This is a genomic window from Dactylosporangium sp. CA-052675 (genome assembly GCF_050947935.1).
In the GTDB taxonomy this organism is placed as follows: Bacteria; Actinomycetota; Actinomycetes; order Mycobacteriales; family Micromonosporaceae; genus Dactylosporangium.
In genome coordinates this window covers 3,862,459-3,882,771 of record NZ_CP192010.1, presented here as the reverse complement: position 1 = coordinate 3,882,771, position 20,313 = coordinate 3,862,459, and the positions used below count along the sequence as shown (strand labels likewise).

Annotated in this window: 19 protein-coding genes; 5 read left to right on the top strand and 14 right to left on the bottom strand. The window is 74.3% G+C overall.

Features of this window, described 5'->3' with window-relative positions; translation table 11 throughout:
• Window positions 1–24: 24 nt before the first annotated feature.
• Complete coding sequence (locus ACQP1P_RS17720) at window positions 25–882, bottom strand: CoA transferase subunit A (RefSeq protein WP_433087768.1); 858 nt, start codon at window positions 880–882, stop codon at window positions 25–27.
• A 143-nt stretch (window positions 883–1,025) separates the two neighbouring features.
• Between ACQP1P_RS17720 and ACQP1P_RS17715 the strand changes: the two genes are divergently transcribed.
• Window positions 1,026–1,613 (top strand): TetR/AcrR family transcriptional regulator, encoded by a 588-nt coding sequence (locus ACQP1P_RS17715; RefSeq protein WP_433087767.1) that lies wholly within the window; start codon window positions 1,026–1,028, stop codon window positions 1,611–1,613.
• A gap of 31 nt (window positions 1,614–1,644) precedes the next feature.
• Here the strand turns inward: ACQP1P_RS17715 and ACQP1P_RS17710 are convergent, their stop codons facing one another.
• The 5 genes from ACQP1P_RS17710 to ACQP1P_RS17690 form a co-directional block, all read right to left on the bottom strand.
• Window positions 1,645–2,379: a metal-dependent hydrolase gene (locus ACQP1P_RS17710; protein ID WP_433087766.1), complete on the bottom strand. Its 735-nt coding sequence runs from the start codon at window positions 2,377–2,379 to the stop codon at window positions 1,645–1,647.
• Window positions 2,380–2,433: 54 nt separating this feature from the next.
• On the bottom strand, window positions 2,434–3,036 hold the full coding sequence (locus tag ACQP1P_RS17705) for a hypothetical protein (RefSeq protein ID WP_433087765.1): 603 nt from the start codon (window positions 3,034–3,036) through the stop codon (window positions 2,434–2,436).
• A 394-nt stretch (window positions 3,037–3,430) separates the two neighbouring features.
• Entirely contained in the window at window positions 3,431–4,288 is an 858-nt protein-coding gene (locus ACQP1P_RS17700) for an SDR family NAD(P)-dependent oxidoreductase (protein ID WP_433087764.1), read from the bottom strand.
• A complete protein-coding gene (locus ACQP1P_RS17695; RefSeq protein WP_433087763.1) occupies window positions 4,285–5,475 on the bottom strand; it encodes an acetyl-CoA C-acetyltransferase in 1,191 nt (396 codons plus the stop codon). The genes ACQP1P_RS17700 and ACQP1P_RS17695 overlap by 4 nt, the downstream gene beginning before the upstream one ends.
• 21 nt (window positions 5,476–5,496) lie before the next feature.
• Window positions 5,497–6,150 carry an SDR family NAD(P)-dependent oxidoreductase gene (locus tag ACQP1P_RS17690; protein ID WP_433087762.1) on the bottom strand — a complete coding sequence of 218 codons (654 nt, stop codon included), beginning with the start codon at window positions 6,148–6,150 and terminating at the stop codon, window positions 5,497–5,499.
• 145 nt (window positions 6,151–6,295) lie between these two features.
• Between ACQP1P_RS17690 and ACQP1P_RS17685 the strand changes: the two genes are divergently transcribed.
• Window positions 6,296–7,447, top strand: a complete 1,152-nt coding sequence (locus tag ACQP1P_RS17685; protein ID WP_433087761.1) for an acetyl-CoA C-acetyltransferase — start codon at window positions 6,296–6,298, stop codon at window positions 7,445–7,447.
• A gap of 296 nt (window positions 7,448–7,743) precedes the next feature.
• Here the strand turns inward: ACQP1P_RS17685 and ACQP1P_RS17680 are convergent, their stop codons facing one another.
• The 5 genes from ACQP1P_RS17680 to ACQP1P_RS17660 form a co-directional block, all read right to left on the bottom strand.
• Window positions 7,744–8,262: a carbohydrate-binding protein gene (locus tag ACQP1P_RS17680; protein WP_433087760.1), complete on the bottom strand. Its 519-nt coding sequence runs from the start codon at window positions 8,260–8,262 to the stop codon at window positions 7,744–7,746.
• Between the two features lie 37 nt (window positions 8,263–8,299).
• Window positions 8,300–9,385 (bottom strand): acyl-CoA dehydrogenase family protein, encoded by a 1,086-nt coding sequence (locus ACQP1P_RS17675; protein WP_433087759.1) that lies wholly within the window; start codon window positions 9,383–9,385, stop codon window positions 8,300–8,302.
• An 11-nt stretch (window positions 9,386–9,396) separates the two neighbouring features.
• Complete coding sequence (locus ACQP1P_RS17670) at window positions 9,397–10,548, bottom strand: acyl-CoA dehydrogenase family protein (protein WP_433087758.1); 1,152 nt, start codon at window positions 10,546–10,548, stop codon at window positions 9,397–9,399.
• A gap of 151 nt (window positions 10,549–10,699) precedes the next feature.
• Window positions 10,700–11,560, bottom strand: coding sequence for an SDR family oxidoreductase (locus ACQP1P_RS17665; RefSeq protein WP_433087757.1), 861 nt, complete (start codon window positions 11,558–11,560; stop codon window positions 10,700–10,702).
• The gene (locus ACQP1P_RS17660; RefSeq protein ID WP_433087756.1) at window positions 11,557–12,411 is read right to left on the bottom strand and encodes an LLM class F420-dependent oxidoreductase; all 855 of its coding nucleotides are present in this window, start codon (window positions 12,409–12,411) and stop codon (window positions 11,557–11,559) included. Before ACQP1P_RS17660 ends, ACQP1P_RS17665 begins: the two co-directional genes overlap by 4 nt.
• A gap of 42 nt (window positions 12,412–12,453) precedes the next feature.
• Between ACQP1P_RS17660 and ACQP1P_RS17655 the strand changes: the two genes are divergently transcribed.
• The 3 genes from ACQP1P_RS17655 to ACQP1P_RS17645 all read left to right on the top strand — a co-directional run bounded on the left by ACQP1P_RS17655 (window position 12,454) and on the right by ACQP1P_RS17645 (window position 15,554).
• Window positions 12,454–13,458 carry an SDR family NAD(P)-dependent oxidoreductase gene (locus ACQP1P_RS17655; RefSeq protein WP_433087755.1) on the top strand — a complete coding sequence of 335 codons (1,005 nt, stop codon included), beginning with the start codon at window positions 12,454–12,456 and terminating at the stop codon, window positions 13,456–13,458.
• Between the two features lie 282 nt (window positions 13,459–13,740).
• Window positions 13,741–14,397 carry a hypothetical protein gene (locus ACQP1P_RS17650; protein ID WP_433087754.1) on the top strand — a complete coding sequence of 219 codons (657 nt, stop codon included), beginning with the start codon at window positions 13,741–13,743 and terminating at the stop codon, window positions 14,395–14,397.
• Window positions 14,394–15,554 carry a PrsW family intramembrane metalloprotease gene (locus tag ACQP1P_RS17645; RefSeq protein ID WP_433087753.1) on the top strand — a complete coding sequence of 387 codons (1,161 nt, stop codon included), beginning with the start codon at window positions 14,394–14,396 and terminating at the stop codon, window positions 15,552–15,554. The genes ACQP1P_RS17650 and ACQP1P_RS17645 overlap by 4 nt, the downstream gene beginning before the upstream one ends.
• Here ACQP1P_RS17645 and ACQP1P_RS17640 read toward each other — a convergent pair.
• The 3 genes from ACQP1P_RS17640 to ACQP1P_RS17630 are packed head-to-tail and all read right to left on the bottom strand — an operon-like array spanning window position 15,502 to window position 20,191.
• The gene (locus tag ACQP1P_RS17640; protein ID WP_433087752.1) at window positions 15,502–16,746 is read right to left on the bottom strand and encodes a lanthionine synthetase LanC family protein; all 1,245 of its coding nucleotides are present in this window, start codon (window positions 16,744–16,746) and stop codon (window positions 15,502–15,504) included. The genes ACQP1P_RS17645 and ACQP1P_RS17640 overlap by 53 nt on opposite strands.
• A complete protein-coding gene (locus tag ACQP1P_RS17635) occupies window positions 16,743–18,011 on the bottom strand; it encodes a glycosyltransferase (protein WP_433087751.1) in 1,269 nt (422 codons plus the stop codon). The genes ACQP1P_RS17640 and ACQP1P_RS17635 overlap by 4 nt, the downstream gene beginning before the upstream one ends.
• A complete protein-coding gene (locus ACQP1P_RS17630; protein ID WP_433090039.1) occupies window positions 18,008–20,191 on the bottom strand; it encodes a glycoside hydrolase domain-containing protein in 2,184 nt (727 codons plus the stop codon). The genes ACQP1P_RS17635 and ACQP1P_RS17630 overlap by 4 nt, the downstream gene beginning before the upstream one ends.
• Window positions 20,192–20,313 lie beyond the last annotated feature (122 nt).

Below are 20,313 nucleotides of genomic sequence, written 5' to 3'. Positions count from 1 at the left end.
TCACCTCCGCAAGCTCCGGACCGCTCATGCGGCCACGCCCCGGGTCTGGACGGCGGCCCGGTAGGCGGCCTCGTCGCCGTCCAGGTACCGCTCGTAGAACTGCCGCCAGCGCTCGGGGTCGGCGGCGGCGTCGGCGTACTCGCGCTGGAACGCCTCGTCGCGCCCGTAGTCGGGGTCGCAGGAGGTGAAGTGCGCGCCGCCGGGGGCCTCGACCACGCCGTGCACCATCCAGCGCTGCAGCAGCAGGCTCTGCACGGGTGCGTCCCGCGTCAGCTCGGCCGTGGGGACGATCCGCTCGACGGACACGTAGGCCTGCTCGGCCGCGGTGCAGAAGAGGTCGTCGAAGTACGGGTCCTTGCCGAGGTACTGCGCGTTGCCGTGCACATCGGCCCGGTTCAGGTGCACCAGGGCCGCGTCGAGCCGCAGGGCCGGCATCGCGATGAACTCCTCGCCGCCGTAGGGCGAAACGACCATCCGCAGGGACGGGTTCACGGTGAGCACGTCGGAGCCGAGCCCGACGCGGCTGGGCAGGAACGGCAGCCGGCAGGCGGCCGCGTAGAGCCCCCAGCGCAGCATGCCCTCGTCGTACTCGGTCACCTCGATCGCGCCGCTCTCCCGGGCCGCGCGGAAGTGCGGCTCGAGCGGGATCGAGTCGAGCGACACGAACCCGTAGATCACATGCCGGACCTTCTTCGCCGCCAGCAGCAGGCCCACGTCGGGGCCGCCGTAGGTCACGATCGTGAGGTCGGTGAGGTCGGAGCGCAGGATCGCGCGCACCAGGGCCATGGGCTTGCGCCGCGACCCCCAGCCGCCGATCCCGATGGTCATGCCGGAGCGTAACCGGGCCACGACCTCGTCGGGGGACATCTGCTTGTTCGCCATCGCTGTGTTTGGCCGCCTTACTCCCGCAGGCTGACTTGCCAGACGAACGTACCAAGCGCTTGCTTGATTACGCTACACTCGTTTTCTCGCGGGATCGGTACACTCCGGCGGGATACATCACCTTCTCTGCAAAGGACAAGGGCATGGCGCGGGAGTCTGGAGAACGACGCGAGCGGATTCTCGCCAGCGCCGCGGCGCTGTTCGCCAACAAGGGTGTGGCGGCGACCACGGTGCGTGAGATCGCCGACGAGGTCGGCATCCTGTCCGGGAGCCTCTACCACCACTTCGAGTCCAAGGAGGCGATGGTCGACGAGATCGTCACCTCCTACCTCGAGGACCTGCGGACCCGCTACAAGCGGGTGCTGGCCGCCGACACCGACCCGCGCACCCGCCTGCACGACCTGATCGTGGCGTCGCTCGAGGTGGTCGAGGCACATCCGCACGCCACCGAGATCTACCAGAACGACGTGAACTACCTGATCCAGATCGAGCGGTTCGGATACCTGCGCAACGCCGGCAAGGAGGTCCAGGCCGCCTGGCTGCAGGTCATCGAGGCCGGGATCGACCAGGGCGTGATCCGCTCGGACCTCGATCCGAAGATCCTGTACCGCCTGATGCGTGACGCGGTGTGGCTGTCGGTGCGCTGGTTCAAGCCGACCCGGGAGTACCCGATCACGCGCCTGGCCGAGGACTGCACCTCGCTGTTCGTGGACGGCCTGTCCCGCAAGTGACCCGGGCGCGGCCGGGGCGCCGGGCAGCGAGCTAGACGGCCAGCAGCCAGCCCGCTCCGATCGCGCCCGCCACCAGCACCCAGCGGACGAGGTGCTCGGCGCGGCCGCCGGTGCCGAAGCGCAGCCCGCGCGGCGCCCGCAGCCGCCGCCAGCGCCGCCCGCCGACCTTGAGCGGGAACAGCGCGGGCACCCCGGTGTTGGTGAGCGCGTCCCCGGCGATGTGGGCGAGGCACCCGAACGCGACCGGCACCCCGAGCCACCACCAGCCGCCGGCCGGGCCGAACGTGACGAGCGCCGCGGCGGTGACGGCCCCGCCGAGCGTCGCCCCGAGCGTGCCCCGCTTGCGCTTCGGCCACAGCGCCCGCACGGCGAGCCCGGTCGTGGCGAACGTCACGACCGCGGCCGCCGCGAGGCCGCCGAGCCACCCGCCCACGGCCGCGACCAGCCCGGTCACGAGCGCCCAGAGCACGGTGTGCGTGAGCGTGCGGTGCCCGTCGAGGTCACGGACGTCGAGCGGCGTGCGCGTCCGGGCGTGCAGCACGGCGCAGGCCCGCCCGATGCGCCGGCACAGGAACTTCGTCACCGGGCCGAACGTGTGCGCGACGCAGGAGCTGGGGTGGTCGCAGTCGGGCAGCAGCGCCGCCCCGGCCGCGACCACCGTGCCGACGACCACCACGGGCGGCGTGGCCGGCACACCCGCGGCCGCGAGCGCCGCACAGCCCGCCAGCCACCCGGCGGCCCCCGACACGGCGTGTGAAGATCCCATCACCCTTCCGATGGTGATCCATGCACGCAAATGCGGGCCGGGCCCGGGGTCGGCTCAGTGGTGGCCGGGCCACCAGGGCTGGTCCCACGCCGGTGTCGTATGGGTCAGCCACGGCAGCAGCACGAGGATCGCCACCCACGGCAGGACCGCCACGGCCAACGGCGTCCGGCGCACCCGCCCGTAGCCGGCCAGCCGGAACGCCGGCGAGCCGGTCTGCGGGCGGGGCGGCGGCTCGTCCGCGACGGTGACCGTGCCGCCACTGAGGTCCCGCACCGCGGCCGCGGCCCCCGGCCCCTCGGCAACCGGCGAGAAGTAGGGGCGGTCCCGGTCGCCGGCGAGCACGAACAGGCACCGCTGGCCGCCGAGGTACGCGATCCACGCGGCCCGCACCTCGGACCAGGCGACGTCGGTCAGCCCGGTCGAGATGGCCAGCTCGCGCAGCCGAAGCCCGTCACCGGTCACCTCGGCCGGCGGCGCCGTCAGCGTGGCGACGAACGCGAGCAGGCCGATGGCCCCGGTCACCCCGAAGACCGCCAGCACGGCGAAGAGCATGAGCCCCCGGGCGCCGAGCGCCAGGGCGTAGGCGACGATCAGCGCCCGGAACACGACCGTGACCCCCACCGGGTAGGCCGCCTGCCAGCGCGAACGAACCAGCACGAACCGTGCCACATCGGTATCCGACACGAGCTCCCCCGACATCCCCCGGCGTTGATGCGTCGAGGCATCGTGTCAGACGCCCGACCCGCGATCAACCCGGTTCGGCCGCGGGCCTACCTGTTCTTGTCGACCTCGATCTCGGCCCGCGCCGGCGGCAGCAGGCGCTCACCGGGCCGCGCCGATGTCCCGCACCGCACCAGGCGATCGGGTCCGCCGCGGCCGGGGTGGGCGGCGGGAGGCTGCCAGCGACCCCGCCCGGAGCACCAGCTGAGGCGGGCCACGCTGACCCGGCGGTCCGACGCTCCGGCGGCGCGTCGCGGTGACGATCCGCCATCGCGACGCGCCGCCGGCCGGCGGCGCGGGCCGCTGACCTGGCCCGGGAGCGCCTGTCGGGTCAGGCGCGCTGCAGGCCGAGCGGGCTCAGGGGACCGACCTCGCCCGCGGCGAAGGCGGCCGCCACCGCCGACACCGTCCAGGCCGGGTTCAGGGCGCCGTGGCCCTGGACGACCGGGTGGGCGACCATCGACAGCTCGTCGCCGTCGATGCGCACGATCTGGCCGTGCAGGGCCGAGGACGCGTCCGCGAGCAGGTACACCACCGCCGGGGCGTTCTGGGCGGGCGACTTGGCCACGTTCTGGCCCTGGGCGGCGGCGCCGAGGTACGCCTCGTAGGCGTCCGCCATCCGGGTGTGCGCGTTCGGGGACACGGCGTTCACCCGCACGCCGGTGCCCGCGAGGTCGGTGGCCCAGCAGTACGTCAACGACGCCACCGCCCCCTTGCTCGCCCCGTAGGCGCCCATCGCGGCCGAGCCCGCGTGCGAGCCCGACGTCACGTTGACGATCGAGCCGGTGCCGCGCTCGAGCATCGCGCGGATGGCGTGCAGGCCGCAGTACGCGGTGCCGAGGACGTTGACCTCCAGCACGGCGCGGAACTCGGCCGGGTCCTGCTCCCGCGGGTCGGCGAGGCGGAAGATGCCGGCGTTGTTGACCAGGCCGTCGATCGCGCCGAACTCCTCGACGCACGCGGTCACCAGCTCGCCGGCCCGGTCCCAGTCGGCGACCGAGCCCACGAACGGCGCCGCCCGGCCGCCCGCGGCGCGGATCTCCTCGGCGACCGCGGCGGCCAGGTCCGCGTCGACGTCGTTGACGACGACGGCGGCGCCCTCGGCCGCGGCCAGGCGCGCGTACGCGGCGCCGAGCCCGCGGCCCGCCCCGGTGACGACGACGGCCTTGCCCGCCAGGTGACCGGTCACGACAGCCGCTCCAGGATCAGCGCCATGCCCTGCCCGCCCGCGGTGCACATGGTCTCCAGGCCGATGCTGCGGTCGCGGAAGGACAGCCCGTTGAGCAGGGTCGTGGCCATCCGCGCGCCCGTCATGCCGAAGGGGTGGCCGACCGCGATCGCGCCGCCGTGGACGTTGACCTTGTCGGGGTCGGCGCCCAGCTGGCGGTACGACGGGATCACCTGGGCGGCGAAGGCCTCGTTGATCTCGATGAGGTCGATGTCCGAGATGGACATGCCGGCGTTGTGCAGGGCCCGCCGGCTCGCCTCGACCGGGCCGAGGCCCATGATCTCGGGGCTCAGCGCGGACACGCCCGTCGCCACGATCCGCGCCAGCGGGGTGAGGCCCAGCTCGCGGGCCCGGGACGCGCTCATGACGACGACGGCGGCCGCGCCGTCGTTGAGGGGGCAGCAGTTGCCGGCGGTGACGGTGCCGTCGGGCCGGAACACCGGCTGCAGCGTGCTGACCTTCTCCAGCGTCACGCCCGCGCGGGGGCCGTCGTCGCGGGCCAGCTCGGTGCCGTCGGGCAGGGTGACGGGCGTGATGTCGAGCTCCCAGAACCCGTCGGCCTGGGCCTTCTCGGCGTTGTTCTGGCTGCGCACGCCGAACTCGTCCTGCTCGCGGCGGGTGATGCCGCACAGCGACGCGACGTTCTCGGCGGTCTCGCCCATCGCGATGTACGCGTCCGGCAGCTCCCCGCTCGCGCGCGGATCGGTCCAGGGCAGCGTGGAGGTGCGCTCGGGCCAGCGCGGGTTGCGGGTGCCCGGCATGCCGTCGGCCTTCCCGGCCGGGTAGTGCGAGACGACCTCGGCCCCGGCCGCGACGAACGCGTGGCCCTCCCCCGCCTTGATGGCGTGGAAGGCCATCCGGATCGCCTGCAGCGAGGAGGCGCAGTACCGGTTGACGGTGGTGCCGGGCACCATGTCGAGCCCGAGGTGCATCGCGACCTGGCGGCCGAGGTTGTACCCCTGCTCACCGGCCGGCTGCGCGCACCCGAGGATCAGGTCGTCCAGGGTGGCCGGGTCGAGCGCGGGCACCTTGGCCAGGGCCTTGCCGACGATCTGGGCGGCGAGGTCGTCGGCGCGCACACCGGCGAGCGAGCCCTTGTAGGCGCGGCCGATGGGCGAGCGCGCGGCGGAGACGATGACGGCGTCCACAGTGGACTCCCTTCCGAGTAGCTATTGGCTGACGGTCCAGCCCCCGTCCACGGGGAGCAGGACGCCGTTGACGTAGGCGGCGGCGGGCGAGAGCAGGAAGAGGACGGCCGCGGCGACGTCCTCGGGGCGCCCGGCGCGGCCCATGGGGTTGCGCTCGATGAGCGAGCGGCCGAGCGGGGTGTCGGCGAAGCCGGCCATGCGGGGCGTGTCGATGAAGCCGGGCGCGACCGCGTTGGCCCGCACCCGCGGCGCCACCCGCGTGGCCAGGTGCCGGGTGTAGCCCGCGATCGCGGCCTTCCCGGCGGAGTACCAGGCGCTGTCGGTACCGACGAAGTTGCCCGCGACGGAGGCCACGTTGACCACGGCCGAGCCCTCGGGCGGACCGGTGGCCAGCCAGGCGGAGGTGACGAGCTCCATGCTGCCGGCGGTGGCGACGAGCCCGTCGCCGAAGGCGAGCGCCGGGCCGCCGCTGGCCGGTCCCGCGTTGTTGACGAGGTAGCGCGCGGGCCCGGTCTCGGCGAGGGCCGCCCGCACCGCGTCCGGGTCGCGGACGTCCACCTCCAGGTCGCCGCCGCGCAGGTCCCACACGACCGGGCGCAGGCCATGCTCCGTGGCGAGGCGGGCGACCGCGGCGCCGATGCCGCTGCCGCCGCCCGTGACGATGACGGTGTCCATTCAGGCGCTCCGCAGTGTCGTTTCGAGCACCTTGCCGCCGGCGCGCGCCGCGCCGGCCAGCACCGGATCGGGGATCGTGCGGGCGTCCAACGGTTCCATGCGACGCACCTTACCAACCAAGCGCTCGCTTGGTAAGGTCCCAGGCATGACGGAGGCATATCTGGTCGAGGCGGTCCGCACCCCGGTCGGCCGCCGCGGCGGCGCACTGGCCGCCATCCACCCCGCCGACCTGGGCGCACACGTGCTCAACGCGCTGGTCAAGCGCAGCGGCGTCGACCCGGCCGCGGTCGACGACGTGATCTTCGGCTGCGTCGACGCGCTCGGACCGCAGGCCGGGAACATCGCCCGCACCAGCTGGCTCGCGGCCGGGCTGCCCGAGCACGTGCCCGGGGTGACCGTGGACCGGCAGTGCGGCTCCTCGCAGCAGGCCCTGCACTTCGCCGCGCAGGCGGTCATGTCCGGCACCGCCGACCTGGTCGTGGCCGGGGGCGTGCAGAACATGAGCGCCATCCCGATCTCGGCGGCGATGCTGGCCGGGCAGCAGTACGGCTTCGAGGACCCGTTCCGCGGCTCGTCCGGCTGGCACGCGCGCTACGGCACCCAGGAGATCAGCCAGTTCCGCGCCGCCGAGCTCATCGCCGCCGAGTGGGCCCTCACGCGCGAGGAGATGGAGCGCTACGCCCTGCAGAGCCACCGCCGCGCCGCCGCCGCGATCGACGCCGGCCGGTTCGAGCGCGAGATCGAGCCGATCGCCGGGGTCTCGGTGGACGAGGGCCCGCGCCGCGACACCACCCTCGAGAAGATGGCCTCCCTGCCCACCCTCAAGCCCGGCGGGGTCGTCACCGCCGCCCTCGCCAGCCAGATCTCCGACGGCGCCGCGGCCCTGCTCGTCGCCTCCGAGCGCGCGGTCGCCGAGCACGGGCTGCGCCCCCGCGCCCGCATCCACCACCTCAGCGTGCTCGCCGACGACCCCGTCTACATGCTCACCGGCCCCATCCCGGCGACCGCGCACGCCCTGCGCAAGGCCGGCCTGACGATCGACGACATCGACCTCGTCGAGATCAATGAGGCGTTCGTACCGGTCGTGCTCGCCTGGCAGCACGAGACCGGCGCCGACCTCGAGCGCGTCAACCCCCTCGGCGGCGCGGTGGCGCTGGGCCACCCGCTCGGCGCGACCGGCGCCCGGCTCATGACGACGCTGCTGCACGAGCTGGAGGCGCGCGGCGGCCGGTACGGTCTGCAGACGATGTGCGAGGGCGGCGGTACGGCCAATGTCACCATCATCGAGCGGCTCTAGTCCGGCGGCGCTCGGCACCGGCGGCACCCGCGGTACTCGCGGCACTCGCCGGCCACCGCGCGCTCGACCGCGGCCGCAAGGACCATGGGCGACCGGCCCGCGGGCGTGACGCCCCGCCGCGCGGTCGTCCGTCCCGGCGGTCGCGCTCCTGAGCCGCCCCAGCTCGTGCTCGGCGTGCCCGGCGCGCCGGGCACGCCGCACCGCAGGCCGATGACGGCGACCGCACCGCCGCCCGGGCCGGTGCCGGCCGCCGATCGATCCCGCGGCGCGGCGTTGGACCGGGTCCGGTGTGAAACTTACGGGATCGGCGGGCCGGTCTGCTTGATCATCTGGAAGCTGTCGAGCCGGTAGAACTCGCACCGCGAGGGCGAGGTGAACGACAGGTACAGGTCGTGGACGCCGGTCGGGGTCGTGGTCACGCCCATGCGGGTGCTCGACTGGAACCACTGGGCGCACGTGCCGCCCGCGGGCTGGAAGGTCAGGAACGGGGTGGCCGTGGGCGAGTCGAGCCGCAGCTCGACCGTGCCCGAGCCGGTCGCGCAGGAGCGCCAGGTGGCGAAGCCGCTGGCCTGGCCGGGCGCGCCGAAGTCGACGGCGTCGAGGCGCAGGCGGTCGCCGCCGGAGAAGGCGACCGCCTGGCCGCCGGAGGCCGCCGGGTCGGCGAAGACGCGCACGCCGTGCTGGGCGTCGTAGGACTCGGCCTCGACGACCGAGCCGAAGGGGCGGACGGTGGCGGCGGAGGCGGACGGGGCGGCGACGGAGGAGGAGACAGCGGCGAGCACGACCGCCGCGGCGATGACGAGGGTTCGTCTCATGCCGTGCAGTCTATGTGACATAATCGACAGCTGTCGATTATCCCGCGTGCGCGAGCAGTTGCCGCCGCAGCGTGGGCGGGTCGCCGAAGAGCAGGTGGCCGGCGGTGGCGCGCTTGAGGTACCGGTGCGCCGGATGCTCCCACGTGAACCCGATCCCGCCGAGCAGCTGGATCGACTCGCGGGTGATCGTCCACGCGGCCTCGGCGGCGGAGAGCTTCGCCAGCGGCGCGGCGACCGCGAACTCGGCGGTGCCGTGGCAGCGCAGGGCGTAGCGGGCCGTCGAGGTCGCCTGCTCCAGCAGCACGTAGAGATCCGCGACCCGGTGCCGCAGGGCCTGGAACGTCGACAGCGGCACGCCGAACTGGTGGCGGGTGCGCAGATGATCCACGGTGGACCGCAGCGCGGCCCGCGCCACGCCGACGGACTCGGCGGCCAGCAGCGCCCGCACGACGGCGAGGGCGTGCGCGGCGCCGGCCGGGGCGACCGGGCGGGCCGGGGCGGCGGTGAGGATCAGGGTCGCCTGGCCGCGCGTGGTGTCCAGCGTGGGCACGGGCTGCACGACGGCGGCGTCGGTCGCGTACAGGTCGCCGGCCGCCTCGACGAGGAACACGTCCGCGGCGTCGCCGTCCAGGACGTGCTCGGCCCGGCCGTCCAGGACGATGCCGTCCGCGGTCGGCCGGGCCTCGACGCCGTCGCCGAGGGCCAGGGCGCCGATCGTCGTGCCGGCGGCGAGCGACTCCAGAAGGCCGGACACGGGGTCCAGCGCCGGGGCGCCGATCGCCGTCCCCAGCCGGCCGGACACGGGCTCCAGGGCCGGGGCGCCGATCGCCGTGCCGGCGGCGAGCGACCCCAGCCGGCCGGACGCCGGAGCCAGGGCCAGGATCGCGGCGGTGGTCGACAGCAGCGGCGCGGACAGCAGCGCGGCCCCGGCCTCCTCCAGCACGATGCCGGCCTCGACCGCGGTGGCGCCGAAGCCGCCGTGCTCCTCGGCGACGGCGAGCGCGGTGAGGCCGAGCTCGCCGGTGAGGCGGTCCCAGCTGTACCCGGGCGAGGCGAAGAAGTCGCGGACCGACTCGCGCAGCGCCGTCTGCTCCGCCGTGAACTCACCGGCAAAGGACTCCACTGTGGACACTCCTAGGCTCGGGGGACGCGGCCGAGGAGCCGGTCGGCGATGATGTTGCGCTGGATCTCGTTCGATCCGCCGTAGATGGTGTCGGCGCGGGTGAACAGGAACAGGCGCTGGGCGTCGGTCAGGTCGTAGGGCGCGGCCCGGGCGACCGTCGCGCCCGCGCCCTCCACGGCCAGGGCCAGCTCGCCGAGGTCGCGGTGCCAGTTGGCCCACAGCAGCTTGGCGACGGACGCGGCGGTGGGGTCGGGCTCGGTCGCGGAGAGGGTGCGCAGCGCGTGGTGGCGCAGGCCCTGCAGTCCCGCCCAGGCGCTCGCGATGCGGTCGGCGATGATCGGATCTTCCATGGTACCGGTGGATCGCGCTCTGTCCATGATGGACTTCAGCTCCCGGGCGAACCCGAGCTGCTGACCCAGGGTCGCGACGCCGCGCTCGAAGGCGAGGGTGCTCGTCGCGACCCGCCAGCCGTCGCCGGGCTCCCCCACGACCAGTCCCGCGTCGGTCTCGGCGCCGTCGAAGAAGACCTCGTTGAACTCGGAGGTGCCGGTCAGCTGCACGATCGGGCGCACCTCGACGCCGGGCTGCCGCATCGGCACGAGCAGGTACGACAGTCCGTTCTTGCGCGTTTGCGCACCGGTGCGCGCGAGCACGAAGCACCAGTCCGCGATGTGCGCCAGCGACGTCCACACCTTCTGGCCGGTGATGCGCCAGCGGCCGCCGGCGAGCTCGGCGCGGGTCTGCACCCCGGCGAGGTCGGAGCCGGCGCCGGGCTCGGAGTACCCCTGGCACCACAGCTCCTCGGCGCGGGCGATCGGCGGCAGGAACCGGGCCCGCTGCTCCTCGGTGCCGTGGGCGATGAGCGTGGGCGCGAGCAGGTACTCACCGATGTGCGACAGCCGCCCCGGCCCGCCCGCGCGCGCGTACTCCTCGAAGAACACGACCTGCTCGGCGATGCTCGCGCCGCGGCCGTAGGGTTCCGGCCAGCCGAGCCCGATCCAGCCCCCGGCCCCCAGCTCACGCTCCCATTCGGCGCGCAGCCGCAGGTGCTCGTGCTCGCGTCCGGGCCCGCCGGAGCCGACGAGCGGCGCGAACCGCCCGGTGAGGTGCTCGGCGAGCCAGTCCCGCACCTCCCGGCGGAAGTCGTCGGCCGCGGGCGACACACCGGACGAACCGACATCGCCGGCCCCTTGCGGCGCACCGGACGAATCGACGTTGCCGGACGCGCGCGACGCACCGGGCGAACCGACATCGCCGGACGCGCGCGACGCGCGCGACGAACGACCGTTGTCCGGTGCGCCGGCCGTGTGCACGTCAGGCGCCATACACGGCCGCCGGTTCGGGCGCGCGGGAGAGCAGGCCGCGCACGACCGGCCCGAGCTCGTCCGGCTCCCAGCGACGGCCCACGTCCGTCGCCGGGCCGTGCTGCCAGCCGTCGGCCAGGCCCACGCTGCCGCCGGAGACCTCGAACACGCGGCCGGTCACGAACCCGGCCTCCTCGGAGGCGAGCCACACCACCAGCGGCGAGACGTTCTCCGGCGCCATCGCGTCGAACCCGGACTCGGGCGCGCGCATGGCGTCGGCGAAGACGTCCTCGGTCATCGGCGTGCGGGCGCTGGGCGCGATCGCGTTGACCGTGATCCCGTAGCGCCGCAGCTCCACCGCCGCCACCTGCGTCACCGCGGCCACGGCGGCCTTCGCGGCGCTGTAGCTGACCTGCCCGACGCTGCCCATGAGCCCCGCCCCGGAGGTGGTGTTCACGATCCGCGCGGCCACAAGCTCCCCGGCCTTGGCGAGCGCCTTCCAGTGCGCGGACGCGTGCCGCAGCGGGGCGAAGTGGCCCTTGAGGTTGACCCGGATGACGGAGTCCCACTCGTCCTCGGTGACGTTGGTGGTCATCCGGTCGCGAGCGAGCCCGGCGTTGTTCACGAGTGCGTCGACACGTCCGTGCACGGCCACTGCGCGTTCGATCAGCGCGGCCGCGAAGTCCCAGTCGGCGATGTCCCCCGGCACGGCGGTCACGGTGCCCTGTCCGAACGCGCACTCCCCGGCGACGGTCCGCAGCCGGTCCGCGCCGAGGTCGTTGAGCACCATGTGGTACCCGGCCGCGGCGAACGCGAGCGCGTGCGCGCGGCCGAGCCCCTGCCCGGCGCCGGTGATGATGACCGTTCTCATGCCCCGAGAACCTCCCGCTGGTAACGACGAACCTTGTCCCGCACGCCGACGAGATCGTTCGGGTCCGCACGGATGACGACCCGGGCCACGCCGAGCGCGCGCAGCCGCTCGACCTCGCCCCGGTCGCCCGGGCCGCGGGCGGTCACCTCGACCTCGTCGGGGTCGCGGCCCAGCGCCGCGCACTCGTCCCGCAGCGCCTGCCGGAGCCGGGCGAACTCCTCGCCGCGCACGCCCAGCGGATACCACCCGTCGCCGAAGCGGGCCGCACGGCGCACCGCGGCCAGGCTGTGCCCGCCGACGACGATCGGCACGGTCCCGCGCGTGGGCCGGGGCCGGGAGTACACGGGTCCGAACGAGACCAGACGGCCGTCGTACCGCGCCGGCGCCTGCGTCCACAGCGCGCGCATGGCCTCGAGGTACTCGTCGGCGCGCGCCCCGCGCCCGGCGAAGGGCACCCCGAGCGCGTCGTACTCCTCGCGCAGCCAGCCGACGCCGATCCCGGCCAGCAGCCGCCCGCCGCTGAGCACGTCGACGGTGGCGAGGCGCTTGGCCAGGTCGACCGGATTGTGCTCGGGCAGGATGAGCATCGCGGTGCCGAGCTTCAGCGTCGTGGTGTGCGCGGCGGCGAACGTGAGCCAGTGCAGCGGGTCCGGGATGTCGTCGTCCCCGCGCAGGGGCATGCGGCCGCTCGGATCGTACGGGTAGGAGCTGTCGTAGTCGTCCGGCACGATCACGTGCTCGACCGCCCACACCGACTCGCAGCCGAGCTCCTCGAGCAGGCGCACGAACCGCGCGACGGTGGCCGGATCCGCGCCGCCGTGCGCGGGCATGACTCCGAGTTTCAGCTCCACGGGCGGTACTCTAACAAACGCTTGCTTGGTAATGTACCCGTCATGGAGCAGGATTTCTCCGCCCGCCCGGGCGTCGCGGTCGTCACGGGGGCGACGGGCGGCATCGGGTCCGCGGTCGCCCGGATGCTCGTCGCGCGCGGGTGCGCGGTCGTGCTCGCGTACCGCTCGGACGCCGACGCGGCCGCGGCCCTGGCCGCCGAGCTCAACGCCACCGACCCCGCCGCCACCGGCACGACCCGGACTGACACGACCCGGACCGGCGCGGTCCAGCCCGGCACGACCCGGACCGACGCGGGCCAGCCCGGCGGCGTCCAGCCCGGCACGACCCGGACTGACGCGGGCCAGCCCGGCACGACCCGGACCGACGCGGCCCAGCCCGGCGCCGTCCAGCCCGGCGCAACTCGGACCGACGCGAACACGGCAGACGAGCGAGTGCACGAGACCGGCGCGACGAGGAAGAGGCGAGCGACCGCCGTGCGCGCGGACCTCACGGACCCGGCGGCCTGCGCCGCGCTCATCGGCGCCGCGGGCGAGGTGCACACCCTCGTGCACGCGGCCGGTCCCCACGTGCCGATGATGCACCTAAGCACGATCGCGCCGGAGCGGTTCGCCGAGCAGGTCGCCCAGGACGTGCTCGCCACGTTCAACATCGTGCGCGCGGCGCTGCCCGCGCTGCGCGCGAGCCGCGGCAGCATCGTCGCGGTGACCACCGCGGCCACGCGGCGCTTCCCGGTGCGCGACGGGCTGTCGGCGGTGCCGAAGGGCGCGGTCGAGTCGCTGATGCGGGGCATCGCCGCCGAGGAGGGCCGCTTCGGCGTCCGCGCCAACTGCGTCGGCCCCGGCATGCTCACCGACGGCATGGCGGCCCGCCTGATCGCCGACGGCGACCTGCACGAGCACGCGCTGGCGGTGACCCGCTCGAACATCCCGCTGCGCACCTTCGGCACCGCGGCCGACATCGCCGAGGCCGTGTGCTTCCTGGCGAGCGACCGGGCGAGGTTCATCTCCGGCCAGAAGCTCGACGTCGACGGCGGCTACGCGGCCTGAACCCCAGCCACCGGGAACCGGATGAAAGCCCGATGTCGACGGCGGCTACGCGGCCCACCGGGAACCGGACAGAGGCTCGACGTCGACAGCGGCTACGCGGCCTGAACCCCAGCCACCAGAACCAGGAACCGCCGGGAACCGGGCAGAAGCCTGACGTCGACGGCGGCTACCCGCGGCCGTGCGGTCCGAGCCCCGGACCGAAGCCGCGAAACCGACAATTCGGCTGGTAGCGTCGTGATCGTCACCCGGCGCCGCCGATGGGCGGCCCGGTTGGGAGGCTCCATGACGCACATCGCGGCACCAGGCCCGGGCCGCCACCGCCACCGCCGCGAGCGCTGGGTGCCGGTCGAGCGCCGGTTCCTCGGGCTGGATCGCCGGGCGCTGGTGCCGGCCGGGCTGGTCGCGCTGCTGGTGGCGCTCGCGCTGGGGATCCTGCCGGCCGTCGACGCCGCCGTGCCGGTGCACGACCCGGTGCGGGCGGGAGACGTCGTGCAGGTCGGTCCGGACGTGCAGTTCAGCCCGGCGGCCGGCGCGAACCTGGTCAGCGGGCTGCGCCGCTCCGCCGGCAGCGCGGGCTATCCGAACCGGGCCTCGGTGACCTACGAAGGCGCCCGGTTCACAGTGACCGCCGACCGCTACGACGGGACGCCGGCGCAGCTGCTGGACCAGATCCGCAGGACCGACGCGGGCCTGCGGGGCAACGGCGACCCGCGGGTGACCGGCAGAGCGTGGACGATCCTCAACGGCTCGGGCCGGCGCGGGGTGGCGGCCCACGTCGACGGGGCGCACACCAGGGGGCTGGTGGCCGCATTCGTGTTCGGCCGGACCGGGGTGGAGATCGAGGTCCTGGGCCCGGCGACGGTGGACGTCAGCTCCGCGCCGGCGATCACGGGCATGATCCGCTCGGTGCGGCCGGCGCAGGACGGAGGGAGCGCATGACCACCGCGGCGCGGCGCGAGGCGATCGAGCGGACCGGGTGGGGCAACGGGTTCAGCCTGTGGCAGCCCCGCAACGCGTGCTTCTGGGTCTACGCCGGCGTGGTCGGCTACGGGTGCTGGTACGCCTACGACCTGGTCGACTCGCAGGTGCGCGTGTACTGGCCGGCCCTGGCCACCAGCTCCCTGATCTTCGCGGCCTACGGGCTGCTGCTGTGGTGGTTCACGGCCCGCATCGACCGCTATTCCCGCCAGCCGCGCGGCCTGGTGATCGCGGGCTTCGTGTGGGGCGGTCTCGGTGCCACCTGGACCATCGCCGTGCACGCCAACACCAGCATGCTGCACCTGTACCAGAAGCTGGTCAGCCAGGAGTTCTCCCTCGACTGGGGCGCCGGGCTGACCGCGCCGGTCTTCGAGGAGCTCGGCAAGGGCAGCGGCGTGCTCCTGCTGATGTTCCTGGCCCCGAGCGTGGTACGCACCGCCTACGACGGCTTCATCCTCGGCGCGTTCACCGGCCTGGGCTTCGAGATCGTCGAGGACGTCCTCTACGCGCTGCGGTCCGCGCCCGACGAGTTCGGCAGCCACCAGCTCGCCAGCAGCCTGCACACCGACGCCCTGCGGCTGCTGACCGGCTTCTCGTCGCACATCCTCTACAGCGCCGTGTTCTGCGCCGGCCTCGTCTACCTGCTCGGCACGCCCGGGCAGCGGCGGCGCCCGGTGCTCGGGCCCGTCCTCATGCTGACCGCCATGGTGCTGCACTTCCTGTGGGACTCCACCACCGTGCTCAGCGGCGGCGACGGCCTGGTCGTCATCGTGCTGATGGTGGTCATCGCCCTGGCCGCGATCGCGATCGTCATCGCCGTCTTCCACGTCGCGGTGCGCCCGGAGCGCGACGCCATGCGGGCGGTCATGCAGCCCGAGGTGGACACCGGCGTGCTGACCCCCGCCGAGCTCGACGCGCTGGCCGGCGGCTGGAGGCAGCGCCGCCGCTACCGCGCCGGGGGCGGCCGGCGGGACCGCCGGCGCCGGCGGCACCGCCTCGCGACCGCCCACGACCTCGCCGACCAGATCGCCGCGGCCGGCGGTCACGACACGAGCCGGGTCCGGGTCACGCGGGCCGAGCTGGCCCGGCTGGCGTTGTCGAGCCGGGAAGGCCCCTGAGCGACACGCGCAGCTCGTCCGGGACGGCGAAGTACTGGTCGGGGCGGTCGACGACCGGAGCCGAGAGCCCGTCCTGCGACACACGGGCCAGGCGCAGCAGGAACGCCGCGATCCCGGCCGCGCCCTGCATCCAGGTCGTGCCCGGCGGCAGCAGCGGCTCCTCGATGCGGTACTCGATGAAGCGCCAGTAGCGCCCGTCGACGGCCCGCGACACCAGGGCGTCGCCCATCGTGCGGGCGCCGTCGAGGTACTCGGCGTCGCCCAGGGACTGGGCCGCGTCCAGCAGGATGTCGCCGACGCCCGCGGTGCCGCAGCAGCGCCCGTCGTTGTCCCAGAAGCCCGGCCGCAGCCGCTGCGGGATGCCCGAGGTGAGCGTCGAGTGCAGGCAGCGCCGCCGCAGGTCGGCCACCGTGTGGTCGCCGACCGACGGCACGCCCGCGCGGGCCAGGGCGGCGAAGACGTGCGAGGTGCCGGCGGGCCCGTGGCACCAGGTGAAGGTCACCGGCTCCACCTCCCGCTTCGAGCGCGGAATGGTGTGCTCCACGACGAACCCGCCGCCGGACAGGTCGGCGATCGCGAGGAGATGCTCGGCCCCGCGCCGGGCGGCGTCGGTGCGGCCGGCCAGGGCCAGCGCGGCGGCGACGCCCGCGGTGCCGTGCGAGAAGTTCGGGCTGCTCGACGGGTAGCCGGGCTTCATCCGCCAGTCGAGCCCGCCCTCGGCCTCGTCGCCGGCCTCGGCCAGGGCCGCGGCGGCCGACGGGCGGCCGAGCCCCAGCCAGGACAGCGTGAGCAGCACGCCCGCGGTGCCGGAGATGATGTCGTGGTACTCCGGCGACGGCAACGACAGGATGCGCGCGACGGCGACCGCCTCCGAGCCGGGCGCCAGGAGCCGCAGCGCCGTCACGTCCCCGGCCAGCCCGTCGTAGAGCGACACGTCCGTGCGGGACGGGACCTCCCGGGAGAGCCGCGCGACGATGCCGGCGGCCAGGTCCTCCTCGGCCGCCGTGAGCGCGCGATACTGCCGGATCTCCGCGAGCACCGGCGCGAGCCCGGCGATCCCGGCGTAGAGCGAGTCCCGGTCGTCGGCCATGTCGCCGGGCACGGTCGTGGGCAGCCAGGGCCCGTCGGCCGAGCGCACCTGCTCCAGCACCCACGCCCACGCGGCCTCGCCCAGCGCACGGTAATCGTTCACCGGACGGACGGTACCGTATCCGGGAACAGGCGATCGAAGACCGCGCTCCGCTCGAACGCCATCGCGTGGGCCCGCGCCCGCGTCTCCCGCTCCGCCCGTTCGGCCGGCGGCATCTCCAGCACCACCCGGTCGAGCGCCGCGGCGAGCCCGTCCACGTCGAAGGGCTCGACGATCACGGCGGTGTCGCCGACCGCCTCGCCGGTGCCGCCGGTGAGCGTCGTGACCACGGGTCCGCCGCCGGCCAGCATCTTCTCGGTCAGGGCGATGCCGAACGTCTCGACGAAGTCGGGCTCGGGCCGGGTCGGCAGCGCGTACGCGGCGCAGCCCCGCATGAGCAGCGGCTTCTCGGCGTCGTCGACGTCGGTGAGCAACACGATCCGCTCGTCGCCGGCGGCCAGGGCCCGGATCTCCTCCAGGGCCGGGCCGGTGCCGGCGACGACGAGCTTCACGGCGGGACGGCAGCGCATGCGCCGGTACGCCGCCACGAGGTCGTGGATGCCCTTGGCCCGCGCGACCCGGGACAGGAAGAGGATGTACCCGTCCCGCTCCAGCCCGCGCCGGGCCAGCGCCCGGTCGACGGCGGCGGGATCGAGGTCGAGGTAGGCCGAGGCGTCGATCGGCGGATAGCCGATGGTAACCCGCAGCCGGCACTGCTCGGCGAAGCGGGTGCCGCAGCGGGCGTCGACCTGCTCGGCCGCGGCGATGATCTCGTCGCGGGTGTACTGCGACACCGCCACCAGCTCGTCGTTGCCCAGGAACGTGGTGAACAGGGCGATCGCCGCGCCCATCCGCCCGTCGCGCAGGCAGGAGCGGATCACGTTGGTCACGTCGGAGCCGACGGCCTTGGCGACGGTGCGCACGTCCGGGTTGAAGCCGGCGGCGCGCACGGCCGCGACCGCGTCGGCCACGACGGTGGCGTGCGGGACGAGGTACATGGACAGGCAGGTGGTCGGCACCGGCTCCAGCAGCAGCTCGGTCAGCCGCCCGGTGAGCCCGGCGAGGTAGCGGCCGTCGGGCACCCGGTAGTCGCCGACCGGCTCCGGCCGCTCGACGGTGATCCCGGGGCTGTAGGGCAGCAGCCGGTCGAGCGGCTTGAGCGGCAGCCCGGCCGCCTGCAGCGCGCCGATCGGCCAGGTGAGCAGCCGGACGTCGTCGAAGCCGCGCTGGAGGGCGACCTCCGCGAGGTTGCGCGCCTCGCCGGAGTGGCCGCAGATCACCGGGTCCGCCCGGACCACGATGACGAGGCGGCGGTTGATGTACGTCACCTGGTCTCCTTCGCTGCGAGCACGTGGTCGGACGCCGACGGGGGCCGGTGCCGGCGGTCGTGGCCCCACCCGGAGGGCTCCGGGCCGAGGCGCACGTGCAGCCGGCCGCCCCGATGGATCTCGGCGGCGCTGATGTGGGTGGCGTCCAGCGGCTTGCCGTTGAGGCTCACCGACTGCACGTACTGCGGGGCCGGGTCACCGTCGAGCCCGTCCGCGCCGATGGGCGTCGATCGGTGGCCGCTGGTCTCCACGATGAACTCCCGGTCGCCGACGCGCACGGCGGAGCGCTCGAAGGCGGGCGCGTTGATCAGGAAGAGGTTCTGCCCGGCCACCGGGAAGAGCCCGAGCGACGCCCAGACGTACCAGGAGCTGAGCCCGCCCGAGTCGTCGTTGCCCGGCAGCCCGCCCGGCCCGGTGCCGAACTGCCAGGTGAGCGCGGCCTGCACGATCTCGGCGGTCCGGTCGGGACGCCCGGCGTAGTGGTACGCCCACGGCGCCTCCATGTCGGGCTCGTTGTTGAGGCCCTCGAACCGGTTCAGCGCGTAGCCGGCGAGCATCTCCGCGGGCGGCGGGCGGCGGCCCGGCCGGGTGACCGCCGGGGCGCCGAAGCCGAAGAACCTGTCGAGGTTGCCGACGAACTCCTCGTCGCCGCCGCCGAGGGCGATCCGGGCGGCCATGTCGTGCAGCAGCCGGAACGAGTAGTTCCACTTGCCGCCCTCGTAGAACTCCGAGTCGCGCAGCAGGCCGGTGACCGGGTCGAAGGCGTTGATCCAGTGCCGGCTGCGCCGCTCGAGGTCCTCGGCGAGGTGCACGTCGTTGAGGGCGCGGGCCACCTTGGCGGTGCAGTGGTGGGCGTAGGCGAGGTCGAGGGTGTGGCTGATCGGGTGGACGATGCCGTGCTCGAAGAAGTCCTCGCCGTACATCCGGCGCAGGTCGTCGACCATGTGCACGAGCGCCCAGTTCCAGTCCAGCGGGGCCGTGCCGAGCGCGTGGGCGTCGGCGAGCACGGTGTGGGCGAGCGCGCTGGCCTGGCGGAAGAAGCGGTCGGCGCCGCGGGCCATGCGGTAGCCGATCGGGAAGTTGCCCTCCTCCTCGCAGACCCGGATCAGCGATTCGAGCAGGTCGGCCGAGCGCTCGGGGGCGACCGCGGCCAGCAGCGGCAGCTGGGTCTTGTAGATGTCCCACATGGTGCAGACGTCGAACGCGAACGGGCCGGAGTTCGGCCAGAACGGGCTCTCGTCGTCGGCGAAACACGGCTTGATCAGGGAGTGGTACATCGCGGTGGCGAACACCGTGCGCCGGGCCGGGCTGCCGCCGTCGACCCGCACCCGCCCGAGGTGCTCGCGCCAGCGGTCCTGGGTCGCGTCGCGCACCCGGTCGAACGCGTCGCCGGCCGGCCCGCACTCCCGCTCCAGGTTGCGGGCCGCCTGGTCGCAGCCGCGCAGGGAGAAGCCGAGGCGGATCTCGACCGTCTGGCCGGCCCGCGTGGGGCCCATGAACAGCATGCCGAACGGGCGCAGGGTCGTGTGGCGGATGCTGTCGAAATCGAGCCGTGTCCCGCCGTCGATGAGGCGGCGGTCGTACCACAGCATCTGCCGCCAGCCGCGGCTCACCACCTCGGCGTGCACGGAGAGGGGCACCCCCTCCATGTCGACCGTGCCCTGCACCCGGCCGTGGCCGAGGCTCTCGGCCTGCGCGCGCAGCGGCACCGTGCGGCCCAGGTCGATGGCGAGGCCGCCGCAGGACAGGTCGATGACGATCCGGGCGCTGCTGCTCTCCGGGAAGGTGTACCGGTGCACGGCGACCTTCTCGCCCACGGTGATCTCGCAGCGCACGCCGGTGCCGAGGGTCGCGGCGTAGTACCCGGCCTCGGCCACCTCGTCGCGCAGCGGCCAGGCCTCGCCGAGCGCGTCGAGCTGCTGCACCATCGGGGTCACGCGCACGTAGTTGTAGTACTTGCGGATCGCGCCGGTGCCGGACTGCTGGAAGTGGGTGAACCCGGAGGCCTGGAGCCGGTCGAAGAGCAGCTCCGGCACCCCCTCGGTGTTCTTGGCGTACCGTCCGTAGCCGGTGGGGTACGCCCCGGAGTACGCACAGGCGGAGACCATGCCCAGGGGCGAGGTGGCACCGGGGTGCGTGTTGCCGACCTGCGGCTTGGGCCACCACCAGGTGCCGGCCAGGCCCCGGGCGGGGGGCAGGTCGGTCGCGGCGGTGCCGATGAAGGGATCGATGTCGTCGAAGATGACGGGACACTACCCCCCGCCGCCGCGAGCTGGGTTTCCTGGAGATGAAACTTCGGCCC